Below are 19,173 nucleotides of genomic sequence, written 5' to 3'. Positions count from 1 at the left end.
GGCGGGCCTTGCGCTGGTGGGGTATACCCGTCCCAGGACGAAGCGTCGGCGAGCACGTGAGGCGGACCGTACTGACCCCGGAACAGCCGAAGAGTGAGCTTCGGCGTTCAGCTGGCAAGGGGGTGCGGCGCCCTCCTGGGGCGATACTGCCCGGGGGCGCGATACCGGGGACCTCTGGCAGCGCGTGCCCGGTATCGTTCCAGAACTCCGATGGACAGCGCGGACGCGGCCATCACCCCGAAGACGGTGACACTCCAATCGCCGAGTTGGTCGCGGTCCCAGACACGGAGCCCGGCCAGCACGACCACGACAGCGAGCAGTACGAGCTGTACCCACCGGAGGGCTGCAGCCTGCTGGCCACGTCCTGCGTTGCTGTTTCTTCTGCGCACCGTCGTCGGTCCTGCTCGTGCCGGATCAGCTCGGCCTGCTTGGCTGCGCCCTTGCGTGGGTCTGAGATCCAAGGATCCCTTGGCCGGATGGTATCTGCAGGCCGCGGGGAAGGGCGGCGTGGTGTCGAGGTGTGCGTCGGATGTCGGTGGCTGCCGAGCAGTGGATGTATGGACAGCTGTCAGTCGAAGACACAACTGCTGATGCCGGCGGGCAGGCTCCGGTAGGAACTCACCTTGTTCTTCCACGAGACGGGGAGGTTCACCCGGCCGTTGGGGGCAATGCGCACGTAGTTCCCTCCCAGATTCTTGTCCCAGAAGACGCAGACGTACCTGGTGCTCATGTTCGCGACGGAGTTGGCACGGTCGTTCCAGCCGTAGCCCGGGGCCGCCAGATTCGGGTTGTACTTCACCGCGTTCTGGTCGTCGTAGATGTCCCCGCCAGCGTTGTCGTTGTCCCACATGCACAAGTCGCCGGACTCGCACTGGGCCCAGCTGTCCGCACCGGCGGGAGCCTGCTGACCGGCTGAGGCGGCCGAGGCGGCGCCGATGGTGAAGGTACTGGCCAGGACGATCGCCGTGAGCGTCCGCGAAATTTTGATCATCGGGTTGCCTTCCAGAGCGCAGGCATGTCCGGGCGAGATGCCCCCGCACCCGGCCGAACGCGCGCGGATCCAAGCCTGAGCCAGAATCCTTACCTGCGGACTGCTGCGTCAAGACAGCGATTCCCCCCACAGCCCGCCCGTGCACCGTAGACGTGGTCTTCACGAGGAAGCGGGATCGCTGATGGCAGGTCACGAGCCGTCCAGGTCCGATCGTGAGGCGAGAGCGCGGTGCAGCGCGGATCGAGCACCGGCACCGTCGCCCCCGCCCGCTACGATCTTGGCCATGACGGGGATCGGTCAGGTTGTGGTGGATGGGTTCTGGGCTGTGGACCGCGCCCTGGGTGGTGATCAGCCGCCGGCATGCAGCCAGAGGTTCGCAGCCGCGCATCCGCTGGGTCTGGCGCTTTTCACGGGCATTTCCTGGGCGGTCTTCTTCCTCTTGCTGCCGAATACCCAGCCTCTCGACGTCGTGATCGGCCTTGCCGGGGGCGTGTTCCTCGGCGGGCTTTTCGGCCTGACCGGCCTGTACGAGCGATGCCGTCAGCGCCGGCTTGTACGCCTCGGACTGTGGGAAGGCTCCAAAGGGCGCTAAGAGCTCGTAACAAGATCTTGTTGAGATGCCCTGCTCGGGTGTGACCGATGTGATGATTCGACCGTTCGCGTCGTGTGACGAATCGACCGCGGATCGTGGACGACGACTTGTGGGCACGGATTGAACCGCTGCTGCCGCCCTGGCCTGATCGAGCACCAGGGCCGAACCCGGTGCCGGACCGGCGGTGCCTGCAAGGCATCTTGTACGTCCTACACCAGGACTTCGCCTGGCAACTCCTGCCTCCGGAAATGGGGTTTGGCTCCGGACAGACCTGTTGGCGGCGCATGGACCGCTGGCAACAGGCCGGTGTGTTCGACCAGTTGCATCGCCTCCTGCTTGTCGAGCTGAACGCCGCCGGCGAGCTCGACTGGTCCCGGGCGTGCGTGGACGGCTCTCACCTGCGCGCAAAAATGGGGGGTGCCGCGACCGGTCCGTCGCCGGTCGACCGGCGCAAGACGGGCAGCAAGCACCATCTGATCTGCGACGGCAAGGGCACCCCGCTTCACATCATTACGACAGCGGCCAACGTCAACGACATCACGCAGACCCTCCGCCTGGTCGACGGCATCCCGCCGGTGGCCGGACGGCCCGGCCGACCACGACGGCGCCCCGAATCCGTCCTCGGAGACAAGGCGTACGACTCGCGAACCGTGCGGCGTGAATTGCGACACCGGCGAATCCTGCCGGTCATCTCCCGCAAGGGTTCCCCGAACATCAAGGGCCTGGGCAAGCTCCGCTACGTCGTCGAGCAGACCTTCGCCCTGCTCCGCCAGTTCAAACGCCTGGCCGTGCGCTGGGAACGGCGAGTTGAGCTCCACGACGCCTTTCTCGCGTTGGCCTGCAGCATTATCTGTTGGAGGCGACTCAAGAAGGCCAGATCGGATCGCGTCACGAACTCTCCGGGCTGATACGCGTTGGCCTTGCCCTCAGATCGGTCATCGTGTCGCTGTCCTTCTCCGGTCGCCACCCGTCACGTTGGCCAGGCGCTGGTCGTGGCCCAGGTTGCCCTTTCCGCGTTCCCCCGTGATCTTCCTCGAGGTCGAGCATGCCGCTCAGCGACTCCTTGACTCGGGAGGTTTTCGACGATGTCGCTGCTGGCTTCCCCGGAACAGCGGAAGCCGAGTCTGCAGCCCCGCCCGACTTCCCGTCACCTGGTAGACACCGGAGGGATCGGCGTTGGGGCATGCGGCGCTGGAGGCAGCGGTGGAGTTGGCCGATCATGTTGAAGAGGTCCCTCTGTGCTGCGGCGTGCCCCCTGTGGATCCGCACCCCAGCGGGGTGAGGCGCGGTTCGGGGGTGCTGCGCATACTCGGTGTCATGAACAAGCACGGGCAGCTCGCCGAGTTCCTCCAGGCACGCCGGGGCCTTCTGCACCCCGAGGATGCCGGGTTGCAGACCTACGGCGAGCGGCGCCGGGTGCCGGGTTTGCGGCGGGAGGAGTTGGCGATGCTCGCCGGCATCAGCGCGCCCTATTACGCCCGGCTGGAGCAGGGTCAGTCGCGCAACGCCTCGCGCGAGGTGCTCGACGCGATTGCGACTGCACTGCGCCTGGATGAGACCGAGCGGGCTCACCTGCACGAACTCGCCCGTGCGCCGAAGCGGGGAAGAGCTGCGCCCCGTCCCCGTCCCGAGCGCGTCCCCCCGGCCACCAGCGCGTTGCTGTTGGCTCTCGCGGGCACACCCGCACTCGTCATGGGCCGCCGTAGTGACGTTCTGGCCTGGAACCCGCAGGGGCACGCGTTGTTTGCCGGTCATGTCGACCCGGACAGCCCCGCTGAACCGGGTCGTCGGCCGAACATGGCGAAGTTGGTATTCCTCGACGCGCACACCCGGGAGCTGTATGCCGATTGGCCCGCCAAGGCCAGGGCCGTGGTCGGCAACCTGCGCCTGACGGCCGGCCGGTATCCGCAGGACTCCTTGCTGGCCGGACTCGTCGGCGAACTGACCATGCGCAGCGCGGAGTTTGCGGCCATGTGGGCCGACCACCGGATCGTCGTCTGCGATGTCGCCGATTACGAGATGCGCCACCCCTCGGTCGGGACCCTGACCGTCACCCAGCAGACACTGCAGAGTCCGCAAGGAGACGGGCCGGCCGTGGTGATCGCCACGGCCACGGCAGGATCCCCTTCCGCAACAGCCCTCAGCCTCCTTGCCCACGCCAGCGGGGCGAGCGAGACAGCCCAGACCCGCACCGGCGCGCGATCCCGTCCCTCCTGACCGGACAAGCCCCTCCTCAAGCCCTGTGAACGGGCAAGCGCGCCCTGAGCGCACGTCACTGGTGCCGCATCCCGACTCGGTCTGTCGGGCGCCGCCTGCCTGCCGACCCACCCCTGGCTGCGGCATGCCCGCATGCCGGAAAACAGAGAAGGAACCCATGCGCAAGCGCACCACTCTCCTCGCAACCGCTGCGGCGACGGCCGCAGCGGCCCTCGCAATGGCCGTCCCGGCCGGCGCCGTCCCGGCCGCCCCGCAGCCCCTGAGTCACGTGCAGATCGCCAACCACTTCGACCTGGCCGCGGGCCAGATGCCCGAGAACATCGCCCTGCTGCCCGACGGCAGGGCCAACGTGACCTTCGCCGGCAGCCGCCAGGTCGCTCAGATCACCCCCGGGGGCGGCACCCGCATCCTGGCGACCCTGCCCGCACCCGCCGATGGCGGAGTCAGGACCCCCGCCCTCGGATTTCCTCTTACCACCGGCATCGTCCAGGCTCCGGACGGAAGTACGTACGTGCTGTACGCGACCGGCACCGCCGACCTGACGGGCCTGTGGCGGCTGAGTCCCGGCAAGGCGCCGCAGCGCCTTGCCGCGCTGCCCGCGAACGGCCTGCCCAACGGTCTGGCGTTCGACCCGCAGAGCAAGCAGCTCTACATCACCGACTCGGTGCTCGGCACCGTGTGGACCGTCCCTCTATCCGGGGGCCGGCCCACCGCCTGGTCCACCGCGCCCGAGCTCGCCGCGGCCGGCTTCCTCGGAGCCAACGGCGCGAAGGTGCACGACGGCGCGCTGTGGGTGAGCAACCTCGACAAGGGCACCCTCGTGCGCATCCCGATCTGTCACGGAAACCGGGCGGGCGCCCCGCAGGTGAAGGCATCCGGCCTGGCCGGTATCGACGACTTCGCCTTCACCGGTCGCGGCAACGAGGTACTCGCCACCCTCGACGCCCCCAACAAGGTCGTCCTCATCCGGCCCGACGGCACCCACACCACCGTTCTGGACACCGACGGCGGACTGCAGAACCCCACCTCCGTCGCACTGCGCGGCAACGAGGTGTACGTCCTCAACGCCGCCTACACCACCGCCAAGGACCCCAACCTCCTGCTCGCCCGCCTGGATGGCTACCGCTAGTTCCACATCGGTTCCGAGCCGTCTGGCACGACTGCACGACGGCACGACTGCACGACGGCACGACGGCACGACTGCACGACTGCACGTAAAGACTGACAGATACAGGAGCGGCATCATGAGTGACATCACTCTCGGCGACGTCGAGGTGACACGAGTTGAGGAAATGCACGGACCCGTCGGGATGACCCCGGACGTGTTCTTTCCCGATTCGCCGAAGGATCAGTGGGACGCACACCGTTCCGTCATCGTCCCGGATTTCCTCGATGAAGAGACCGATATCTGCAACGTTGCCGTGCAGACCTGGGTGCTGCGCAGCGAAGGCAGGACCATCCTCGTCGACACCGGCGTCGGCAACCACAAGGAACGCCCGTACGTACCGTCCTGGGGACACCTGGAGCTGGACTTCCTCGGCAATCTGGAGCGGGCGGGCGTCCACCCCGACGACGTCGACATCGTCGTCAACACGCACCTGCACGTCGATCACGTCGGCTGGAACACCCGCCTGGAGGGCCAGTCCTGGGTTCCCACGTTCCGCAACGCCTCATATCTGATGCCCAAGGCCGACTTCGAGTTCTGGAACCCGGCCAACAACCCGAAGATCGCCGGCGGGGTCAACCAGAACGTCTTCGAAGACAGCGTCGCCCCGGTGCACGCCGCCGGCCAGGTCACGCTCTGGGAGACGAGCCACACCATCGACGCCAGTCTGCGCCTGCAGGCCGCGCCCGGTCATACCCCGGGATCAAGCGTCGTCATGCTGGCGTCCGGCACCGAGCGCGCGGTCTTCTCGGGCGATCTGCTGCATTCCCCCTTTCAGATCATGCATCCGGAGCACAACAGCTGCTTCTGCGAGGACGGTCATGCCGCGCGCGAGACCCGCCGGGACATCCTCGGCTGGGCCGCGGACGCCAATGCGCTGGTCCTGCCCGCCCACTTCGCCGGGCACGGCGCCCTGGAAGTGGAACGCAGCGGCAGTGCGTTCGGCATCAAGCGGTGGGCCTCGCTCGACCGCCTCTGACCCACAGGCCACAGGCACGGCCGCAACCCCGCCCGCAACCCCGACCGCAATCCCGGCCGCAATCCCGGCCGCAATCCCGGCCGCAACCCCGACCGCCACTGCGGGGCCGGGGTTGCGGGCCGACTCCATCCCATTTCCGACGCCCACCGGGGCCACGGAGAGGAACCATTGTGAGATACGACGCCGATCCCATCCTCGCCACTGATCAGGGGGCGGTCCGAGGGCTGCGTCAGGACAACACCGTCACCTTCCTGAACATCCCCTACGCCGCCGCGCCCGTCGGCGCTGGCCGCTTCGCCCCGCCGCAGCCGCAGCCGCACGAACCGTGGGACGGTGTACGGGACGCCACGGTGCCGGGTCCCAACGCCCCGCAGTCCGAACGCACGCTCGGCACGGTAGACATGTCCCCCTACTTCGGCGCCGGATGGAGTCGCGGGGAGGACTACCTCACCGTCAACGTCTGCAAGCCTGCCGCGCCGGGCAAAGACCTGCCCGTCATGGTCTTCGTCCACGGTGGCGGGTTCGTCGCCGGATCGACACGGTCCGCGCTGTACGACGGCTCAGCCTTCGCTCGCCACGGCGTCGTACTCGTCACCCTCAACTACCGGCTTGGCATTTCGGGATTCCTCGACCTCCCCGGAGCACCGGCCAACCGCGGCTTGCTCGACGTGGTGGCTGCGCTGCGCTGGGTGCGGGAGAACATCGCCGCCTTCGGTGGTGATGCCCGTAACGTCACTCTCTTCGGCCAGTCGGCGGGCGCCACCATCGTCGGTGGTGTCCTGGCCATGCCGCAGGCCGCCGGCCTCCTGCGCCGGGCGATCGTTCAAAGCGGCAGCGGCACGGGGGCGTTCACCCGGCAGCAGGCCGGCCGCGTCACCCGGGCAGCAGCCCAGGCGCTGGGGGTCGAGCCGCACGCCGACGCCTTCGCGGACATCGCCGACGAGCACCTGGTCGAGGCGGCCGGCCACCTTGCCGGGATCGACCTGCGGACCCCGACCCACTTCGACCCCCTGGTCGGGCTCAGCCCCTTCAGCCTGGTCCTGGACCGGCAGCCTGCAACATCCGTCGCCGCAGGCCTGGGAGCCGACGTCGACCTGCTCATCGGAACCACCTCGGAGGAGGGCAACCTCTATCTCGTCCCCACGGGCGCCCACACCACCGCAACGGCGGCCGACGTCGACGCCGCGGCGATCCGCTCCCACCCCCAACCGATGCGGCTCATCGAGGCCTATCGCACAGCACGGCCCTGCGCCTCCTTCGGCGAGCTGCGAGCCGCCATCCTGGGCGATGCCGCGTTCGGCGCGGGCAGCCGGGCCCTGGCCGACGCGCACGCCGCCCACCCCCGGTCCCGCACTTACCGCTACGAGTTCGCGTGGCGCTCCCAGGCTGTGGGAGGAGATCTCGGCGCCGCCCACACGATGGAACTCCCCTTCGTCTTCGACCGCACCCATCTCTCCGCACTGCACGGCCCGTACGGCCTGCTCGGACCGAAGCGGCCTCCCGCGGATCTCGCTTCTCGCGTGCACGGGGCCTGGGTCCGGTTCGCCCGGACCGGCGACCCCGGCTGGGAGGCGTACACCAGCGAGCGCCGGACCACCATGCGCATCGACGACACGTGGAACCAGATCGACGACCCCCGCTGCCAGGAACGACAAGCCTGGAACTGAGAACGAAGTGGCGAGGCCCCAACCCCCGGTGCGGAGCGGCCTGACCGCAGCGCTCGAGCGGGGCTTGACTCCAAAGCTAAAGCTGATAGCTTTTAGCTAACGCAATTAGCCGCCGATGGGCGGGCCAAATGGAGGTAGTCGTGACCGAGTTCCTGAACGTCGACGGTGGGACCCTCGCGTACGAGGTGAGCGGTGCCGTCGGGCCGCTGGTCGTGGTGGCCCACGGCATGGGCGACAGTCGCGAGGCCTACCGGTTCTTCACCCCCACCCTGGTCGAAGCCGGCTACCGGGTCGCCGCGGTGGACCTGCGCGGCCACGGTGAGTCCAGCGTGGGATGGGCGTCCTACACCCGCACCGCCCTCGCGGATGACCTGATCGCCCTGGTCAAGCACCTGGGCGGGCCGGCGGTGCTGGTCGGCCACTCCATCGCCGGCGGTGCGGTCACGATCGCCGCGGCGAAGGCCCCGTGGCTCATCACCGCGCTGGTCGAGCTCGCCCCCTTCACCCGCAAGCAGCAGGTCCGCCTCGGTGACCTGCGGGTGGCCGGCTACCGCCGCGGGCTGACCCATCTCATGGGCACCACCATCCTGGGCAGTACCCGGCAATGGGCCAAGTACCTCGACGTGGCCTACCCTGGCTCCAAGCCCGTGGACTTCGACGCGCGTCTGGGGCAGATCACCGCGATGCTTCAGGAGCCCGGCCGGATGAAGGTTTTGCAGGCGATGGGCAAGATCTCCCCCGCCGACGCCGCTGAGCAGTTGGGCAACGTCACCTGCCCGGTGCTCGTCGTGCAGGGCACCTTGGACCCCGACTGGGCCGCGCCGCAGGCCGAGGGCGAGGCGATCGTCGCCGACCTGCCGACCGGTCTGGGCCGGCTGGAGATGATCGAGGGGGCCGGTCATTACCCGCATGTGCAGTTCCCCGAGCAGACTGTGGCCGCGGTCGTGAAGTTCCTGGCCGGTGTCAGTGCCTAGGGCAGGTTTGGACGCGGCCACGATCGTGGCCGCCGGCGCCGCGCTTGCCGACGAGATCGGTTTCACCGAGCTGACCATGGGCCGGCTGGCCGAGCGGGTGGGGGTGCGCGCCCCGTCGCTCTACAAGCACATCGCCAGCCAGGACGACCTCCACCGGCGCATCGCGGCGCTCGCCTTCGACGAGGCCGGCGTCGCGATCGGCACAGCCATCCAGGGCCTCGCCGGGCGCGACGCCCTGGCCGCCGCCGCCGGTGCGCTCCGCGACTTCGTGGTCACCCACCCCGGCCGCTACGCGGCCACCCTGGGCCTGACACCGACCGGTCCCGACGACCCGATCGCGCTCGCCGCCGGACGGGGAATCAGCCCTTTCGCGGCGGTACTGCGGGGGTACGACATCCCTCCGCAGGAGATGACCCACGCGCTGCGGGCGGTGCGCAGCGTCTTTCACGGCTTCGCACACCTGCAGGCATCCGGCGGATTCCAGTGGTCCGCCGACATCGGCGAGAGCTTCGAGTACCTCATCGACCTCATCGACCGTGGGCTGCGCTCCGCCGTCGCCGACCCCGCCGCGGTCCCTGACCCTGGCGACGCCACGGCCCCTGCCGAGCAGGGTATGGGCCAGTGACATCGTCCACGAACTGCGGACACCGTTCAGCACCATCCGCAGTTGGCTGGAGCACCCAGGACGGGGTGCTCACCTCTGACCACGACGTGGCCTCTGTGCTACCGGAGGAGACCCTGCTGCTCCACCACGCTGTCGACGCCCTTCGGGACCTGGCGGCGGCTCGGCATCCAGTGGGAGCGGGTGCATGTGAGAGCTCGGTTTCGGGTCTGGGGTGCCCTGCTGGCGCGACCAGTCCAGCCTCTTCGCGGCCCGCAGCTTCTTCAGCAGCACCACGTGCAGTTCGTCTCACACGCCCGCATCGTTCTGCGCGGCCAGGCGCCGCCAGCACGTCATCACCGAGCCGAAGCCCAGTTCCTGCGGCAGGTACGCCCACCGAGTGCCCGTAGGTGGCACCAACAGGATCCCGCACAGAGCCTGCCGGTATGGGACCCGCGGGCTGCCCTTCACCAACGTCGGTCCCGGTTCGGGCAGCAACGGTTCGATGAGCGTGCACAGTTCATCGCACACGACCGCGAGGCCGGGGAAAATTCGCGCAGCCATTGGCGCTAGCGTGGATCTCGCTTCGGGGCGGCGGCTTCCGTCCAGCCGACCGGCCGGTGGGCCGGTTCGGACTGAAGGCGGCAGTGCTGGGTCGGCTCCCAGGCGGGTGGGATTCCATCGAAATCCCTGGTGAGCGCGTTCTCCGAGTGGCGGCCTGACCAGCTTTCAGAGATCGTCCCCGGGGCCGGACAGCGAAGGTGTGCGGAACTATGCTGCGGTCCGTGACTGACCTGGATACTGCGTACGAACCTGACGATGAAAAGGTCGAGCGGCATGCGAGCTGGGCCGAGTTGTTCTTCGACCTGGTGGCGGTGGCGGGCGTGGCAGCCCTGACACATGTGCTCGGGCTCGAACTGGACGCCGCGGGGCTTGGTGTCTACACGCTGCTGTACCTCACGTTCTGGTTGTCGTGGACGACGTTCATGCTGTACGGCAACATATCGGCCGGGCGGACCAGGGTGGTGCGGCTGATGATCGGGATGATCGGTCTCGGGGTGATGGCCGCGTCCGTGCCGGGGGTGGCGCACACCGTACTCGGGCACGGGAACGACCAGCGCCCGGTGACCGTCTTTGTGATCGCGTACCTCGCCACACGAATATACGGGGCCCACTCCTGGCGCCGGGGCGAAATCCTGCTGGACTTCCCGGTAGTGCAGTACTCGGCAGGACTGCTGCCCTGGTTCATATCGATCTGGATCCAGGAGCGGTGGAAGCCCACGCTCTGGGCGGTCGGGGTGGGCCTGGACCTGCTGCTGATCCTGGCCGTCTCCGGGGACAAGCTCCTCAAGCAGGTCCAGGCGAAATTCACCGCCGGGGCCGCAACCCGGCGTCGGCGGCGCCCCGGTGCTGGTCCCGGCGGGACGGGCCCGGTCATCCAAGGGGTGTCGGTCGATCCGGCTCACCTCTCCGAGCGGCTGGGACTCTTCGTGATCATCGTGCTCGGCGAGTCGGTGGTGCAGGTCGTCGACGCCGCGGCCGGTGCGCGGTACGGCATCGGGCTGTTGGCCACCGGGATCGCGGCATTCGTGTTGCTGGCCGGGATGTTCGGCCTGTCGGTCGTGTTCGGGTACGCCGGGTTGCCGCACCTGCGCGCCGGCCGCATCTCCACCCGCGCCGCCCTTGGTCTGCACTGCCTGGTGACCGGAGTCGTCGCCACCCTGGGCGTGTCGCTCTCATCGGTGGTCGGCCACGGCGCCGATGCCCTGCCCGACTCAGGCCGCTGGCTTCTGTGCGGCGCGATGGCCGCCTATTTCGCCCTCGGGGTGGCCACCGGCGTCGCCAGCCGCAGCTCGGACCCGCAGAGGACGATCTCCCGGGTCATCACCGGCATCGTAGTCCCGCTCCTGCTCGGCCTGTTCGCCACCGACGTCAGCGGCCGGGCCCTCGTGGTCTGCCTGGCCCTGGTCGTACTCGCCCACCTCTGGTTCGAACGGCGGTCGGTACCGGTCCAAGGCCAAGTGTGACCGGGAGACCTTCGACTGCAGCCCTACATACCGATCATGCCCAGCGGATCATGGTCTCGGAGCAGGCGGGCTGCTGCTCGCAGTCGCGGGCGAGGCGTCGGTTGGCGGTGACCCACGAGAAGGTGCGCTCGACGGCCCACCGCTTGGGCCGGACCTGGAATCCGCGCTGGTCCGGGGTCTTCCGCACGATCTCCAGCTCACGGCCGAGGATCGTGTGTGACCACTCTACGAGGCGGTCGGCGAAGCCCTGGTCGGCCCAGATCTTCCCCAACCGCTCGGCCAGGGCGGCGTCGTCCACCTCATCGCTGGGGTCCTCCGGCCAGCGGGTCGCCTGGTACAGCGTTTTCACGACGTTGACATCAGCCAGGCCCAGGCTCTGCCGTAGAGCGCGCGAACCCGGCGGGGGCAGGACCAGCGCGACCTCTTCGGCCATCGGCCGTGGATGCTGGGCCAGGGCGCCGCCCGGCCAGTGCCCGATGTACTCGCCGAGCGTGGGGCTCCCGAAGTCGTCATCATCGATGGTGGTGAAGTCCCGGTTGATCAGTTCCCACCGGTCCTCGTCGCCCTCACCCAGCAACTCGGTCTGGTGGTAGACATGCTCGGCGAGGAACTTCCATACCGCTTGCGTGATGGGGACGTCGTCCTGGCACAGCCTCTCGTCGAGGAAGAGCCGACGTGGCTCGGCGGATCTCCGGAACATCCCGATCGGCAGCACGAGTTTGCACCGAAAACACACAAGGGCCGCCGAATCAGACATGGCTGGCCTCCAGAAGTTGTCGCTTCACCGGCCCCCGACCGGCCCGCCGTATTCAACCAGCGCCGGAGCGAACCGGCCAGCGCGTTACGAGGTGGATGGCCCGGCCGGGCACTCGCTGCTGATCGTCGGGTGCCGTGCAGGCTCTCACGTTGCCCTGTCGGGCGGGGTGGCTTTCTTGGGGGGTGAGGGTGCTTCGCAGGAGATCGCCTCGACCTCGGCGGGTTCCTGTTGGCCCGCCCGCGCAGGATGATGCCGTGCGCGGCGACTGCTCTCCCGTTCCACGGCCGTGCTGATCTCAGGCAGGAGGTGATGGAGTGCTGGGTGCTTCGAGAGCGAAGTGGTTCAGCACGGTGGAGGTGATCATGAGGCCGCCGCCAAAGCCGGCACCCTGCAACGCACCACCACCTGGGACTCCAACAACGCCCTCCCGCAGATCGCCAGTGAAACCAACGCACATGGTGCCCAGATCGTGGACCACACCTACAATCCGCTCGAGCAGATCCAGACCCCCAAAAACGTCACTCACTGCGCTGACGAGCACGCTCCAACACCAGGCGCTATCCCAAGACGGACATCACAGGACTTTGCCGAGGCCCTGCCCTGACGTGATGGGCTTGGTCGGGGAGCAGACCAGTGACCAGACGCTGCTCCTGTTCACCGGGGCAGTGGACTTGACCGAGTTGGGCGCCATCCTGCTGTGCAAGCTGGATGAGACGATGACCTCGGACTGGGCCGATTCCCCACGCCGTCCCGGCTACCTCCTGCCACAGTTACGGCTCGTACTGCACGCAGGATTCGGTGAATACGATGGTCTGTCCATCGCTAGTCCTTCACTGGTCAGGACGGTGAAGGCGCATGCCAGGTCGACCGCACTGAACGACGCATACGCGGGCGACGCAGCGGGCGTGGTGGTCCTTGCAACGAATGAGGCGTACGACGCTGATGTCTACGCCCGTCACTGCCCAACCGGTCGTCAGTGGATTCCCTTCTCCCAATTCGTGGACGGAGCAAGCCCCCTGAGCTTTTGGTCGCGTGCGGCACTGGGTGCAGGAGGCTGAGCTGTGCAGCGTGGCCGTACCAGGTACCGGCGGACAGCCCCTGGGCACCAGGTTCGCTAAGTATCCAGTGGCCGTGTCGAGTGTTGAGCGACGTTCTGTATGAGCAGGAACGAGCGGCTTCGCGACAGTCACGGTGGAGACATCCGTGTGAGAGGCCGGATGCCTTGGGTGCACTTGGTGTGCGACGACACGGTGAGCACAAAGAGCCGTACTGAGTCCGAGGCTAATCCGCTTGGGTCCATCGCTTGACGATGTGCGGTGCGGAGAACGGAGCGGGCCAGGTCTGCAGCCGGACCTCCTCGGTCGCCTCGGGCTCCTCGTCTGACTCGAGCCAGCGGACGGCAGCGGCGAGGTTCCGCCGAGAGGCCCGGGTTCGGGTCCAGCCTGCGGGCACTTCGAATCGTGTCGCCTCGTCGAGGTAGTCGGTGCAGCCCATCACGATGAGCCGTCCCGAGGGCGCGTGGAGGCTCGCCTCGACGACGTGGTCGAAGTCGTCGCTGTCGTCGTGCGGCTGATCTGCGAGGACATGGACACTGACCGCCACGGTGTCGTTGACGGCGGTGCTGATGGCCAGGGCATCTTCAATGACGCCGAGCCCGTCCACGACGGTCTGTTCGGTCCACACGCCGCTGAAATCACCTTCGGATCCCTCGTCCAGGACGTGGATCTGGAAGTAGTCCGCGAAGAGCTCAAGGTTGGTCGCCACGGAGGCATCATCCCTGCTGCCCAGCAAGGACAGCACGGCGGGTGAGGCTGATTTCGGACGAGACCGCTGAATGGGTGATCCGGGCATGATCACCCGTCTGTTTGGAGAGGTTCCGGCTGATCGTTGCAGGTCAGTCGGAGGTGTCGGTGCTGGTTGTCGACTCGGACGGGCTGTTCGTGGAGCGTCAGCTTCGGCAGGGTCGGCTGACTTGTCCGGAGTGTGGGGCGGTTCTGGCGCCGTGGGGGCATGGCCGGCCGCGGTCGATCCGGGGTGATCCTGGGGCCCGTTTGTTTCTGCGGCCGCGCCGTACGTAGACCTCTCGAACAGCGCGGCGGCAGCTCACACGGCCCTGGAGGACCTATACAACGGCGTGATGCTCCTCCACCGGAAGAAGCGTCCGGAGTTGTTGCTGTATGCGGCAGTACGCAATGGCAATGAGACAGCGCGACGAGTCGTCCAAGAGGCGGCGCAGCGTGCTGAGGGCGCGACCTTGGCGGCCGGCACCCTCCAGGAGCTGAAGGACAGCGGCCTTCTCTCTGAGGAGGAGCTTCGCGTTTTTCTTGACCGCCTGCGGAACGGCCTCGGCAGCTTCTCGCTTCTGAATGACCACTACTCAGGGTCTCTCGTCCAGGTAGAGCGCGCGGTTGACGCCTTCATCGAGGTAGCACAGGCCTGTGTCAGTGGCCGGTAGGCGCACCCGGTAGCCCGGGTTTCTGGCTCTGGCCCTCGCGGTCCAACACGCGCACCTCCGCGGAAGCGCCCGCACCTGACCGGCTTCCACTACGCCTCGGCCGGGCAACTCCCGCGGCGCGAGGAGCTGCCGGGGTTCCGGATGCTTGCCCTGTAAATCGGGTTGGCCCGGGATGACGGGGCTCGTACGGTCTTGGGTGTGATGAACAGGGACGGTGAGCCGGGCGTGCGGTTTCTGGAGGCGACGGCTGAGGTCGAGTCGCTGGTGTGGGACGGTGACGAGCTGCTCGATGTGGTGGGTGGCGGGCGTCGGTGGGGGGCCGACGGTGTGGAGCGTCCCTCCTCATTCATCCATGACTTCCCGTTCGACCGGGGTCTCGTCTCCCCGTCGGGCCGCTTCACCGTCGTCTACGCAGAGCGCGGCATCGAGGCGCTGGTGCTCGAAGGCGATCAGCTGATCCGCGAGCTGGAGCGCGATGACGACAACGCCGGGGAATTCGACTATCCCGTGGCGGTCGGGGTGTTGCGGGACGGCCGCGAGGTCCTGGTGCACTGCCCGGAGCAGTACGGCGTCCTGGAGATCGAGGACCTGGAGACGGGCGAGCGGCTCACCCGCGGTGAGCGCCACCCCCGGGACGTCTTCCACTCCCGGTTGGCGGTGAGTCCGGATGGGAGGCACCTGCTGTCGGCCGGCTGGTTGTGGCATCCGTACGGGATCGTCGAAGTGTTCGACCTGGACGACGCGCTGACGGACTCCGCCGTGCTCGACGGCCGCGGCGTGCTGCCCGCCGACGGGGGCATCGAGGACGAGGTGGTCTCCGCCTGTTGGCTCGACGGGGACCGGCTGGCCATCGCGACAGCGGTGTTCGGGGCCTACGACGGCAAGGAACGCCGGCAGTTGGGTGTGTGGTCGCTGGCGGAAGGCCGGTGGCTCGGTCGAAGCGCCGTCGACTTCACCCTCGGCACGCTGATCGCCCGGGGCGACACGGTCGTCGCCCTCCACGGGCACCCCCGGCTGGTCGACCTCGCGACGGGCGCCGTGGTGGATGAGTGGCCCGACGTGGAGGTCTCCCAGAGGGAGGGCAGCTACGGAGCCACTCATGTCCCGACGCCCGTCGCGGCCCTGCGCTCGGACGGAACGCGCCTGGCCCTCGCGCAGCCGGACGGCATCGCGATCATCGAGCTTCCGGCCCGCTGAGCGCATGCACGCGTGAGGTCCCGGGGGAGGGAGATCCACGGGGACCTCTGTACTGCAGGGGTCAGGTGGGCGTTGGGGCCATTCGCCGCCAACTCCGAGTGCGCGTAGTCGGCGTACAGGGAATCCCGGTAGGAATGATCATGGCCGGCTAGCACACTTCCCGGAGGCTCCGGGGTCCGCCGGGAATGCTGCGGGATTCGTGGATCGTCCGTGTGCGGGGTTTTGGTCCTCCCGGTGCCAGCCACTGATGCCGTCCCCGGGTGACGCCCACCCCAGGGGCACACGTCACCCGGGGCGGGACTGGGGCCGGTGTGGGCCCGCAGGCGGGGCCGGCGCCGTGCTGTCAGCCGCTGACCGCCGGGGTGGTGATCATGTCTGTGTCACGCGGATAGGTCTGGCCGTCCCAGAGCCTGCTGGCCCACACATTGGGGGTGGCGTAGTTGCTGTCGCCGCCGCAGGCCAGGCCGATCTCGTTGAACCGATGGATCACATCGCGCACCGTGTCCTCGTCGGCCTGCACCAGCTGGGCGATTGCCGGCACGCGGTTCCCGCCGGCTGGAGTCAAGGGATCGCAGGTTCGAATCCTGTCGTCCCGACCAGGGTTTTCGCAGGTCGGAGGCCGTTTTCGCAGAAATGCGAAGGCGGCCTCTTCCGCGTTCTGGGGTCCGGTAGGGCGGGGTGATATCGGGTGGTGAGTGTCGGCCTCCGGGGTCGCCGGCCTCACGGGGCTCTCCGCTCGTGCGGCCCGTATGTATCAGCAGGAGAACTCTGCTCCCCATCAAGGGCCGAGGTGCGAGCGGTAGAGGCTGATCGGCAGACGGGCGATCAGCCGACGCCAACCGGTCGGCGAAGGGGTTGCCCGGACCTCTCTGGGCACGGTGGTGCTCCTTTCGCCGGCTGAGTGGTGACTTCGGCACGCGTTGAGTGATCTCCGATCAGAGGGAGTCGCAGCTGCCCCTGGGACACCGTGGCCCTGCGGCCGCGCCGAGTGCCCACATCGACAAGTCTTGCATGATGCAATATTCTACGCGTTGTCCCAGCGTTCGGGATGGCCGCCTTTTCGCCAACGGCGGGGGTGTCCGGGCGCGTTACACCGAGAGGCCCTGCCCGGCCAGGGCCGAGCGCCACCGGTCAACAGAAGTGATGGCCATGACAGCACTGCTCGTTCATGCGTCCGAAGCGCAGCGGTACCCGGGATGCCGAATATGAGGTGGCGGCGTTGCCCGACTGCGACGGCAGGTCGCGCGTCCACGGGCACGTCAACCGCAACCGCTCAACGTGAATCACACGGGGCGATGAGCGCCTTCTCAGGTCGCGCGCAGGTCCGACGGCTGTTCCACGTCCGCAGATCCGAGTAGCGGCCCGGAACAAGCGGCTTGCCTGCCGCCCCGGCTGCGAGCGCTCGCCCGGACAAGGACCCACCCATGACGAACACCGCGCTCAGCCCCATTTCCGCCTCTCACACATCGGAGGGCTGCACCGAACCGCGCGACGGTGATCGCGCTTCGGGCCGGCTGCTCGTGCTCACCGGAGCACTCGGCCTGCTCGCTTCTCTGGTCATCACCCTGGACGAGTTCAAGCTCTACGAGGCTCGGGCCGCCGGGGAGACCTTCACGCCAGGATGCAGTCTCAACCCGGTGGTCTCCTGTGGCAGCGTCATGGAAAGCAGCCAGGCGCATGTCTTCGGTTTTCCCAATCCCGTCATCGGCCTGGTGGCCTTCGCCATGGTCATCGCCGTCGGGGCGAGCCTGCTGGCAGGCATCCGCCAGCACCGCTGGTATTGGCTCGGTCTTCAAGCCTGCACGCTGTTCGGCGTCGGTTTCTGTACCTGGCTCCAGTTCCAGTCCCTCTACCGCATCAACGCCCTGTGTCTGTGGTGCTGCTTGGTCTGGACCGTGACGATCACGCTGTTCAGCCACGTCACCACCCGCAATATCACGCATCGCGTAGTTCCGGCCCCGGCCGGTCTGCGTAACGCCCTCGCTGAATTCCCCTGGACGCTTCCGGTCCTGTGGACCGGCACGATCGGAATGCTGATCCTCGCCCGCTGGTGGGACTTCTGGACCAGCTGAAGCGGAACAGCGCGGCCCGCGCAGCCCCGAGGCGAAGCACCACTCACGAATCCCGGCGGCCCACCTTCCCAGGAGCCAAGATTGTCCGCGCAGGAGACCTCCCAGGTACTCATGGCCCTCGATGCGTGCATCGCCGCAGCGCACGAGGAGCAACGCGGCGCGCTATGGCGGCTGACGCAAGGGAACCGGCAGCTCGACGCCAACCTGGTGCGGCTGCCTGCGGGCACCTCCGTGGCCAGTCACGTCGAATCCGAGCTGGATGTGCTGCTGGTCGTGGTCGAGGGTGACGGGTGGCTCGGCAACGGCGTCGGCAGTCAGACCCTGGAGGCCGGGTGCGTGGCGTGGCTGCCGAGGTCGGCACGCCGTGCGCCATGGAGCGGGTCTGTCCGGCCTGCGGGCGGCTGAGGGCGGAAGCCGGAGCACCCTTCTGCAGCTGGTGCGGCAAGGAACTGCCGGATGCCGTCGGCCTTTGAGTGTCATGGCGCTCCAAGGCCCCTGGTCTCCGCACAGACAACGGGCGGTGGCGGAGAGCGCTGCTTCGGCCGTCTCCAGCGTCGTTTCAGGCTCCGGAGTCACCTTCGAGCACTCCGGATCGCGCACTTCGGGAGATACCGACCCCTGGCTCGTCCGCGACCGCCATCAGGGCCCGCAGCCCGACGACAAGTCCCGTACGTACTTCGGCGGGTAGGCGGCTCACCAGGGCCGTGATCTCCCGCTGTCGGTGTTCCAGGACGGTCCGCACCAGGTCGGCGCCGGGCGCGGTGAGCTGGAGTACGACCTCACGGCGATTGTCCGGGTTGGCCCGCCGATCGACGAGCCCTCCGGTCTCCAGCCTCTCCACCATCCGCAGCGCCGTCGACGGATTGACGGCCAGCGTCGCAGCCAGAGCCGCGAGCTTGACCGGGCCGCATCCTTCGAGGACCACCAGCGCCCGCAGCTGCGGCAACGTCAGGGTGCTGCTGACGTCGGCGAGCGCGCGCGCCGACAGGCCGACAAGAAGACGTGAAGCTGCCATGACGGCCTCGGTGACCTCTTCGGTCTCCTGGGCCAGGCCCGGCGCCACCGGGGCCGGCTCGACCGCCTTGCGTGCCGCCTTGCGTGCCGCCTTGCGTGGCGACGGGTTGGGTGCGACGTCTCGGCCCATCCGTGTATCCACCGTTCTGTAATCCAGGGCACATCCATCATTGCACTATGCAATGTTAGCCTTGAGGCATCAATCCGGTTCTGCGCGGGCGCGACAGGGCCGGTCGAGGGATGTGACAACCATGGGTGATGAGCTGGTCCACCGAGCATATTCATTTGTCTGCCTCAGTTGCGGGCGCGGATGGGAGGCCGAGTACGACATTCGCCTCACCACCGACCAGGACAACCACTTTCACGCCGACTGCCGCGTAGCGGACCGGACGGTACCCTCCCCGCTCACCCGGCCCCGGTGTCCGGCCTGTGAGGGAGACCGGATACGGATAGTGCGACCCGGAC

At 68.1% G+C, this 19,173-nt stretch carries 19 protein-coding genes and 2 pseudogenes; 15 read left to right on the top strand and 6 right to left on the bottom strand.

The window, feature by feature from the left end; genetic code table 11:
• Positions 1 to 568: 568 nt before the first annotated feature.
• A complete protein-coding gene (locus LNW73_RS03915; RefSeq protein ID WP_250988912.1) occupies positions 569 to 991 on the bottom strand; it encodes a peptidase inhibitor family I36 protein in 423 nt (140 codons plus the stop codon).
• 283 nt (positions 992 to 1,274) lie between these two features.
• Between LNW73_RS03915 and LNW73_RS03910 the strand changes: the two genes are divergently transcribed.
• The 8 genes from LNW73_RS03910 (at position 1,275) to LNW73_RS03875 (ending at position 9,210) form a co-directional block, all read left to right on the top strand.
• Positions 1,275 to 1,583, top strand: coding sequence for a hypothetical protein (locus LNW73_RS03910; protein ID WP_250988911.1), 309 nt, complete (start codon positions 1,275 to 1,277; stop codon positions 1,581 to 1,583).
• Between the two features lie 74 nt (positions 1,584 to 1,657).
• Complete coding sequence (locus tag LNW73_RS03905) at positions 1,658 to 2,491, top strand: IS5 family transposase (RefSeq protein ID WP_250988910.1); 834 nt, start codon at positions 1,658 to 1,660, stop codon at positions 2,489 to 2,491.
• Positions 2,492 to 2,900: 409 nt separating this feature from the next.
• Complete coding sequence (locus tag LNW73_RS03900) at positions 2,901 to 3,800, top strand: helix-turn-helix domain-containing protein (RefSeq protein ID WP_250988909.1); 900 nt, start codon at positions 2,901 to 2,903, stop codon at positions 3,798 to 3,800.
• A 157-nt stretch (positions 3,801 to 3,957) separates the two neighbouring features.
• On the top strand, positions 3,958 to 4,929 hold the full coding sequence (locus LNW73_RS03895) for a hypothetical protein (RefSeq protein WP_250988908.1): 972 nt from the start codon (positions 3,958 to 3,960) through the stop codon (positions 4,927 to 4,929).
• Positions 4,930 to 5,044: 115 nt separating this feature from the next.
• The gene (locus LNW73_RS03890; RefSeq protein ID WP_250988907.1) at positions 5,045 to 5,944 is read left to right on the top strand and encodes an MBL fold metallo-hydrolase; all 900 of its coding nucleotides are present in this window, start codon (positions 5,045 to 5,047) and stop codon (positions 5,942 to 5,944) included.
• 170 nt (positions 5,945 to 6,114) lie between these two features.
• The gene (locus LNW73_RS03885; protein ID WP_250988906.1) at positions 6,115 to 7,611 is read left to right on the top strand and encodes a carboxylesterase/lipase family protein; all 1,497 of its coding nucleotides are present in this window, start codon (positions 6,115 to 6,117) and stop codon (positions 7,609 to 7,611) included.
• A 140-nt stretch (positions 7,612 to 7,751) separates the two neighbouring features.
• Complete coding sequence (locus LNW73_RS03880; RefSeq protein ID WP_250988905.1) at positions 7,752 to 8,585, top strand: alpha/beta fold hydrolase; 834 nt, start codon at positions 7,752 to 7,754, stop codon at positions 8,583 to 8,585.
• A gap of 22 nt (positions 8,586 to 8,607) precedes the next feature.
• Complete coding sequence (locus tag LNW73_RS03875; protein WP_250992787.1) at positions 8,608 to 9,210, top strand: TetR/AcrR family transcriptional regulator; 603 nt, start codon at positions 8,608 to 8,610, stop codon at positions 9,208 to 9,210.
• A 285-nt stretch (positions 9,211 to 9,495) separates the two neighbouring features.
• Here the strand turns inward: LNW73_RS03875 and LNW73_RS03870 are convergent, their stop codons facing one another.
• The gene (locus LNW73_RS03870) at positions 9,496 to 9,750 is read right to left on the bottom strand and encodes a transposase (protein WP_250988904.1); all 255 of its coding nucleotides are present in this window, start codon (positions 9,748 to 9,750) and stop codon (positions 9,496 to 9,498) included.
• Positions 9,751 to 9,971: 221 nt separating this feature from the next.
• On the opposite strand from LNW73_RS03870, the gene LNW73_RS03865 reads away from it, so the two are divergent.
• Complete coding sequence (locus tag LNW73_RS03865) at positions 9,972 to 11,213, top strand: low temperature requirement protein A (RefSeq protein ID WP_250988903.1); 1,242 nt, start codon at positions 9,972 to 9,974, stop codon at positions 11,211 to 11,213.
• Between the two features lie 37 nt (positions 11,214 to 11,250).
• On the opposite strand, the pseudogene LNW73_RS03860 reads toward LNW73_RS03865, so the two are convergent.
• Positions 11,251 to 11,475, bottom strand: a pseudogene (locus LNW73_RS03860) (transposase); the annotation flags it as partial.
• An 832-nt stretch (positions 11,476 to 12,307) separates the two neighbouring features.
• Here LNW73_RS03860 and LNW73_RS03855 point away from each other — a divergent pair.
• Entirely contained in the window at positions 12,308 to 12,574 is a 267-nt protein-coding gene (locus LNW73_RS03855) for a hypothetical protein (RefSeq protein WP_250988902.1), read from the top strand.
• A gap of 4 nt (positions 12,575 to 12,578) precedes the next feature.
• On the top strand, positions 12,579 to 13,028 hold the full coding sequence (locus LNW73_RS03850; RefSeq protein WP_250988901.1) for a hypothetical protein: 450 nt from the start codon (positions 12,579 to 12,581) through the stop codon (positions 13,026 to 13,028).
• Positions 13,029 to 13,251: 223 nt separating this feature from the next.
• Here the strand turns inward: LNW73_RS03850 and LNW73_RS03845 are convergent, their stop codons facing one another.
• Positions 13,252 to 13,734 (bottom strand): hypothetical protein, encoded by a 483-nt coding sequence (locus LNW73_RS03845; protein ID WP_250988900.1) that lies wholly within the window; start codon positions 13,732 to 13,734, stop codon positions 13,252 to 13,254.
• A gap of 373 nt (positions 13,735 to 14,107) precedes the next feature.
• Between LNW73_RS03845 and LNW73_RS03840 the strand changes: the two genes are divergently transcribed.
• A complete protein-coding gene (locus LNW73_RS03840) occupies positions 14,108 to 14,425 on the top strand; it encodes a hypothetical protein (RefSeq protein ID WP_250988899.1) in 318 nt (105 codons plus the stop codon).
• A gap of 201 nt (positions 14,426 to 14,626) precedes the next feature.
• Positions 14,627 to 15,622 carry a hypothetical protein gene (locus LNW73_RS03835; protein ID WP_250992786.1) on the top strand — a complete coding sequence of 332 codons (996 nt, stop codon included), beginning with the start codon at positions 14,627 to 14,629 and terminating at the stop codon, positions 15,620 to 15,622.
• 349 nt (positions 15,623 to 15,971) lie between these two features.
• On the opposite strand, the pseudogene LNW73_RS36610 reads toward LNW73_RS03835, so the two are convergent.
• Positions 15,972 to 16,187: pseudogene (locus LNW73_RS36610) on the bottom strand (helix-turn-helix domain-containing protein); the annotation flags it as partial.
• A gap of 859 nt (positions 16,188 to 17,046) precedes the next feature.
• On the opposite strand from LNW73_RS36610, the gene LNW73_RS03825 reads away from it, so the two are divergent.
• On the top strand, positions 17,047 to 17,694 hold the full coding sequence (locus LNW73_RS03825) for a vitamin K epoxide reductase family protein (protein WP_250988898.1): 648 nt from the start codon (positions 17,047 to 17,049) through the stop codon (positions 17,692 to 17,694).
• A gap of 81 nt (positions 17,695 to 17,775) precedes the next feature.
• Positions 17,776 to 18,099, top strand: coding sequence for a hypothetical protein (locus LNW73_RS03820; protein ID WP_308407810.1), 324 nt, complete (start codon positions 17,776 to 17,778; stop codon positions 18,097 to 18,099).
• A 154-nt stretch (positions 18,100 to 18,253) separates the two neighbouring features.
• Here the strand turns inward: LNW73_RS03820 and LNW73_RS03815 are convergent, their stop codons facing one another.
• Entirely contained in the window at positions 18,254 to 18,838 is a 585-nt protein-coding gene (locus LNW73_RS03815; protein WP_374118030.1) for a MarR family winged helix-turn-helix transcriptional regulator, read from the bottom strand.
• Between the last annotated feature and the right edge of the window lie 335 nt (positions 18,839 to 19,173).

Origin of the sequence: Streptomyces sp. RKAG337 (assembly GCF_023701715.1) — a bacterium.
GTDB lineage: Bacteria > Actinomycetota > Actinomycetes > Streptomycetales > Streptomycetaceae > Actinacidiphila.
This window is presented reverse-complemented; position numbering and strand designations above follow the sequence as displayed.

Bases quoted from the DNA above. Each gene is read 5' to 3' on its own strand.
- LNW73_RS03890 (WP_250988907.1), top strand. From the start codon at position 5,045: ATGAGTGACATCACTCTCGGCGACGTCGAGGTGACACGAGTTGAGGAA.
- LNW73_RS03825 (WP_250988898.1), top strand. From the start codon at position 17,047: ATGACGAACACCGCGCTCAGCCCCATTTCCGCCTCTCACACATCGGAG.
- LNW73_RS03835 (WP_250992786.1), top strand. From the start codon at position 14,627: ATGAACAGGGACGGTGAGCCGGGCGTGCGGTTTCTGGAGGCGACGGCT.
- LNW73_RS03840 (WP_250988899.1), top strand. From the start codon at position 14,108: ATGCTCCTCCACCGGAAGAAGCGTCCGGAGTTGTTGCTGTATGCGGCA.
- LNW73_RS03910 (WP_250988911.1), top strand. From the start codon at position 1,275: ATGACGGGGATCGGTCAGGTTGTGGTGGATGGGTTCTGGGCTGTGGAC.
- LNW73_RS03870 (WP_250988904.1), bottom strand. From the start codon at position 9,750: ATGGCTGCGCGAATTTTCCCCGGCCTCGCGGTCGTGTGCGATGAACTG.
- LNW73_RS03895 (WP_250988908.1), top strand. From the start codon at position 3,958: ATGCGCAAGCGCACCACTCTCCTCGCAACCGCTGCGGCGACGGCCGCA.
- LNW73_RS03850 (WP_250988901.1), top strand. From the start codon at position 12,579: ATGGGCTTGGTCGGGGAGCAGACCAGTGACCAGACGCTGCTCCTGTTC.
- LNW73_RS03815 (WP_374118030.1), bottom strand. From the start codon at position 18,838: ATGGGCCGAGACGTCGCACCCAACCCGTCGCCACGCAAGGCGGCACGC.
- LNW73_RS03915 (WP_250988912.1), bottom strand. From the start codon at position 991: ATGATCAAAATTTCGCGGACGCTCACGGCGATCGTCCTGGCCAGTACC.
- LNW73_RS03900 (WP_250988909.1), top strand. From the start codon at position 2,901: ATGAACAAGCACGGGCAGCTCGCCGAGTTCCTCCAGGCACGCCGGGGC.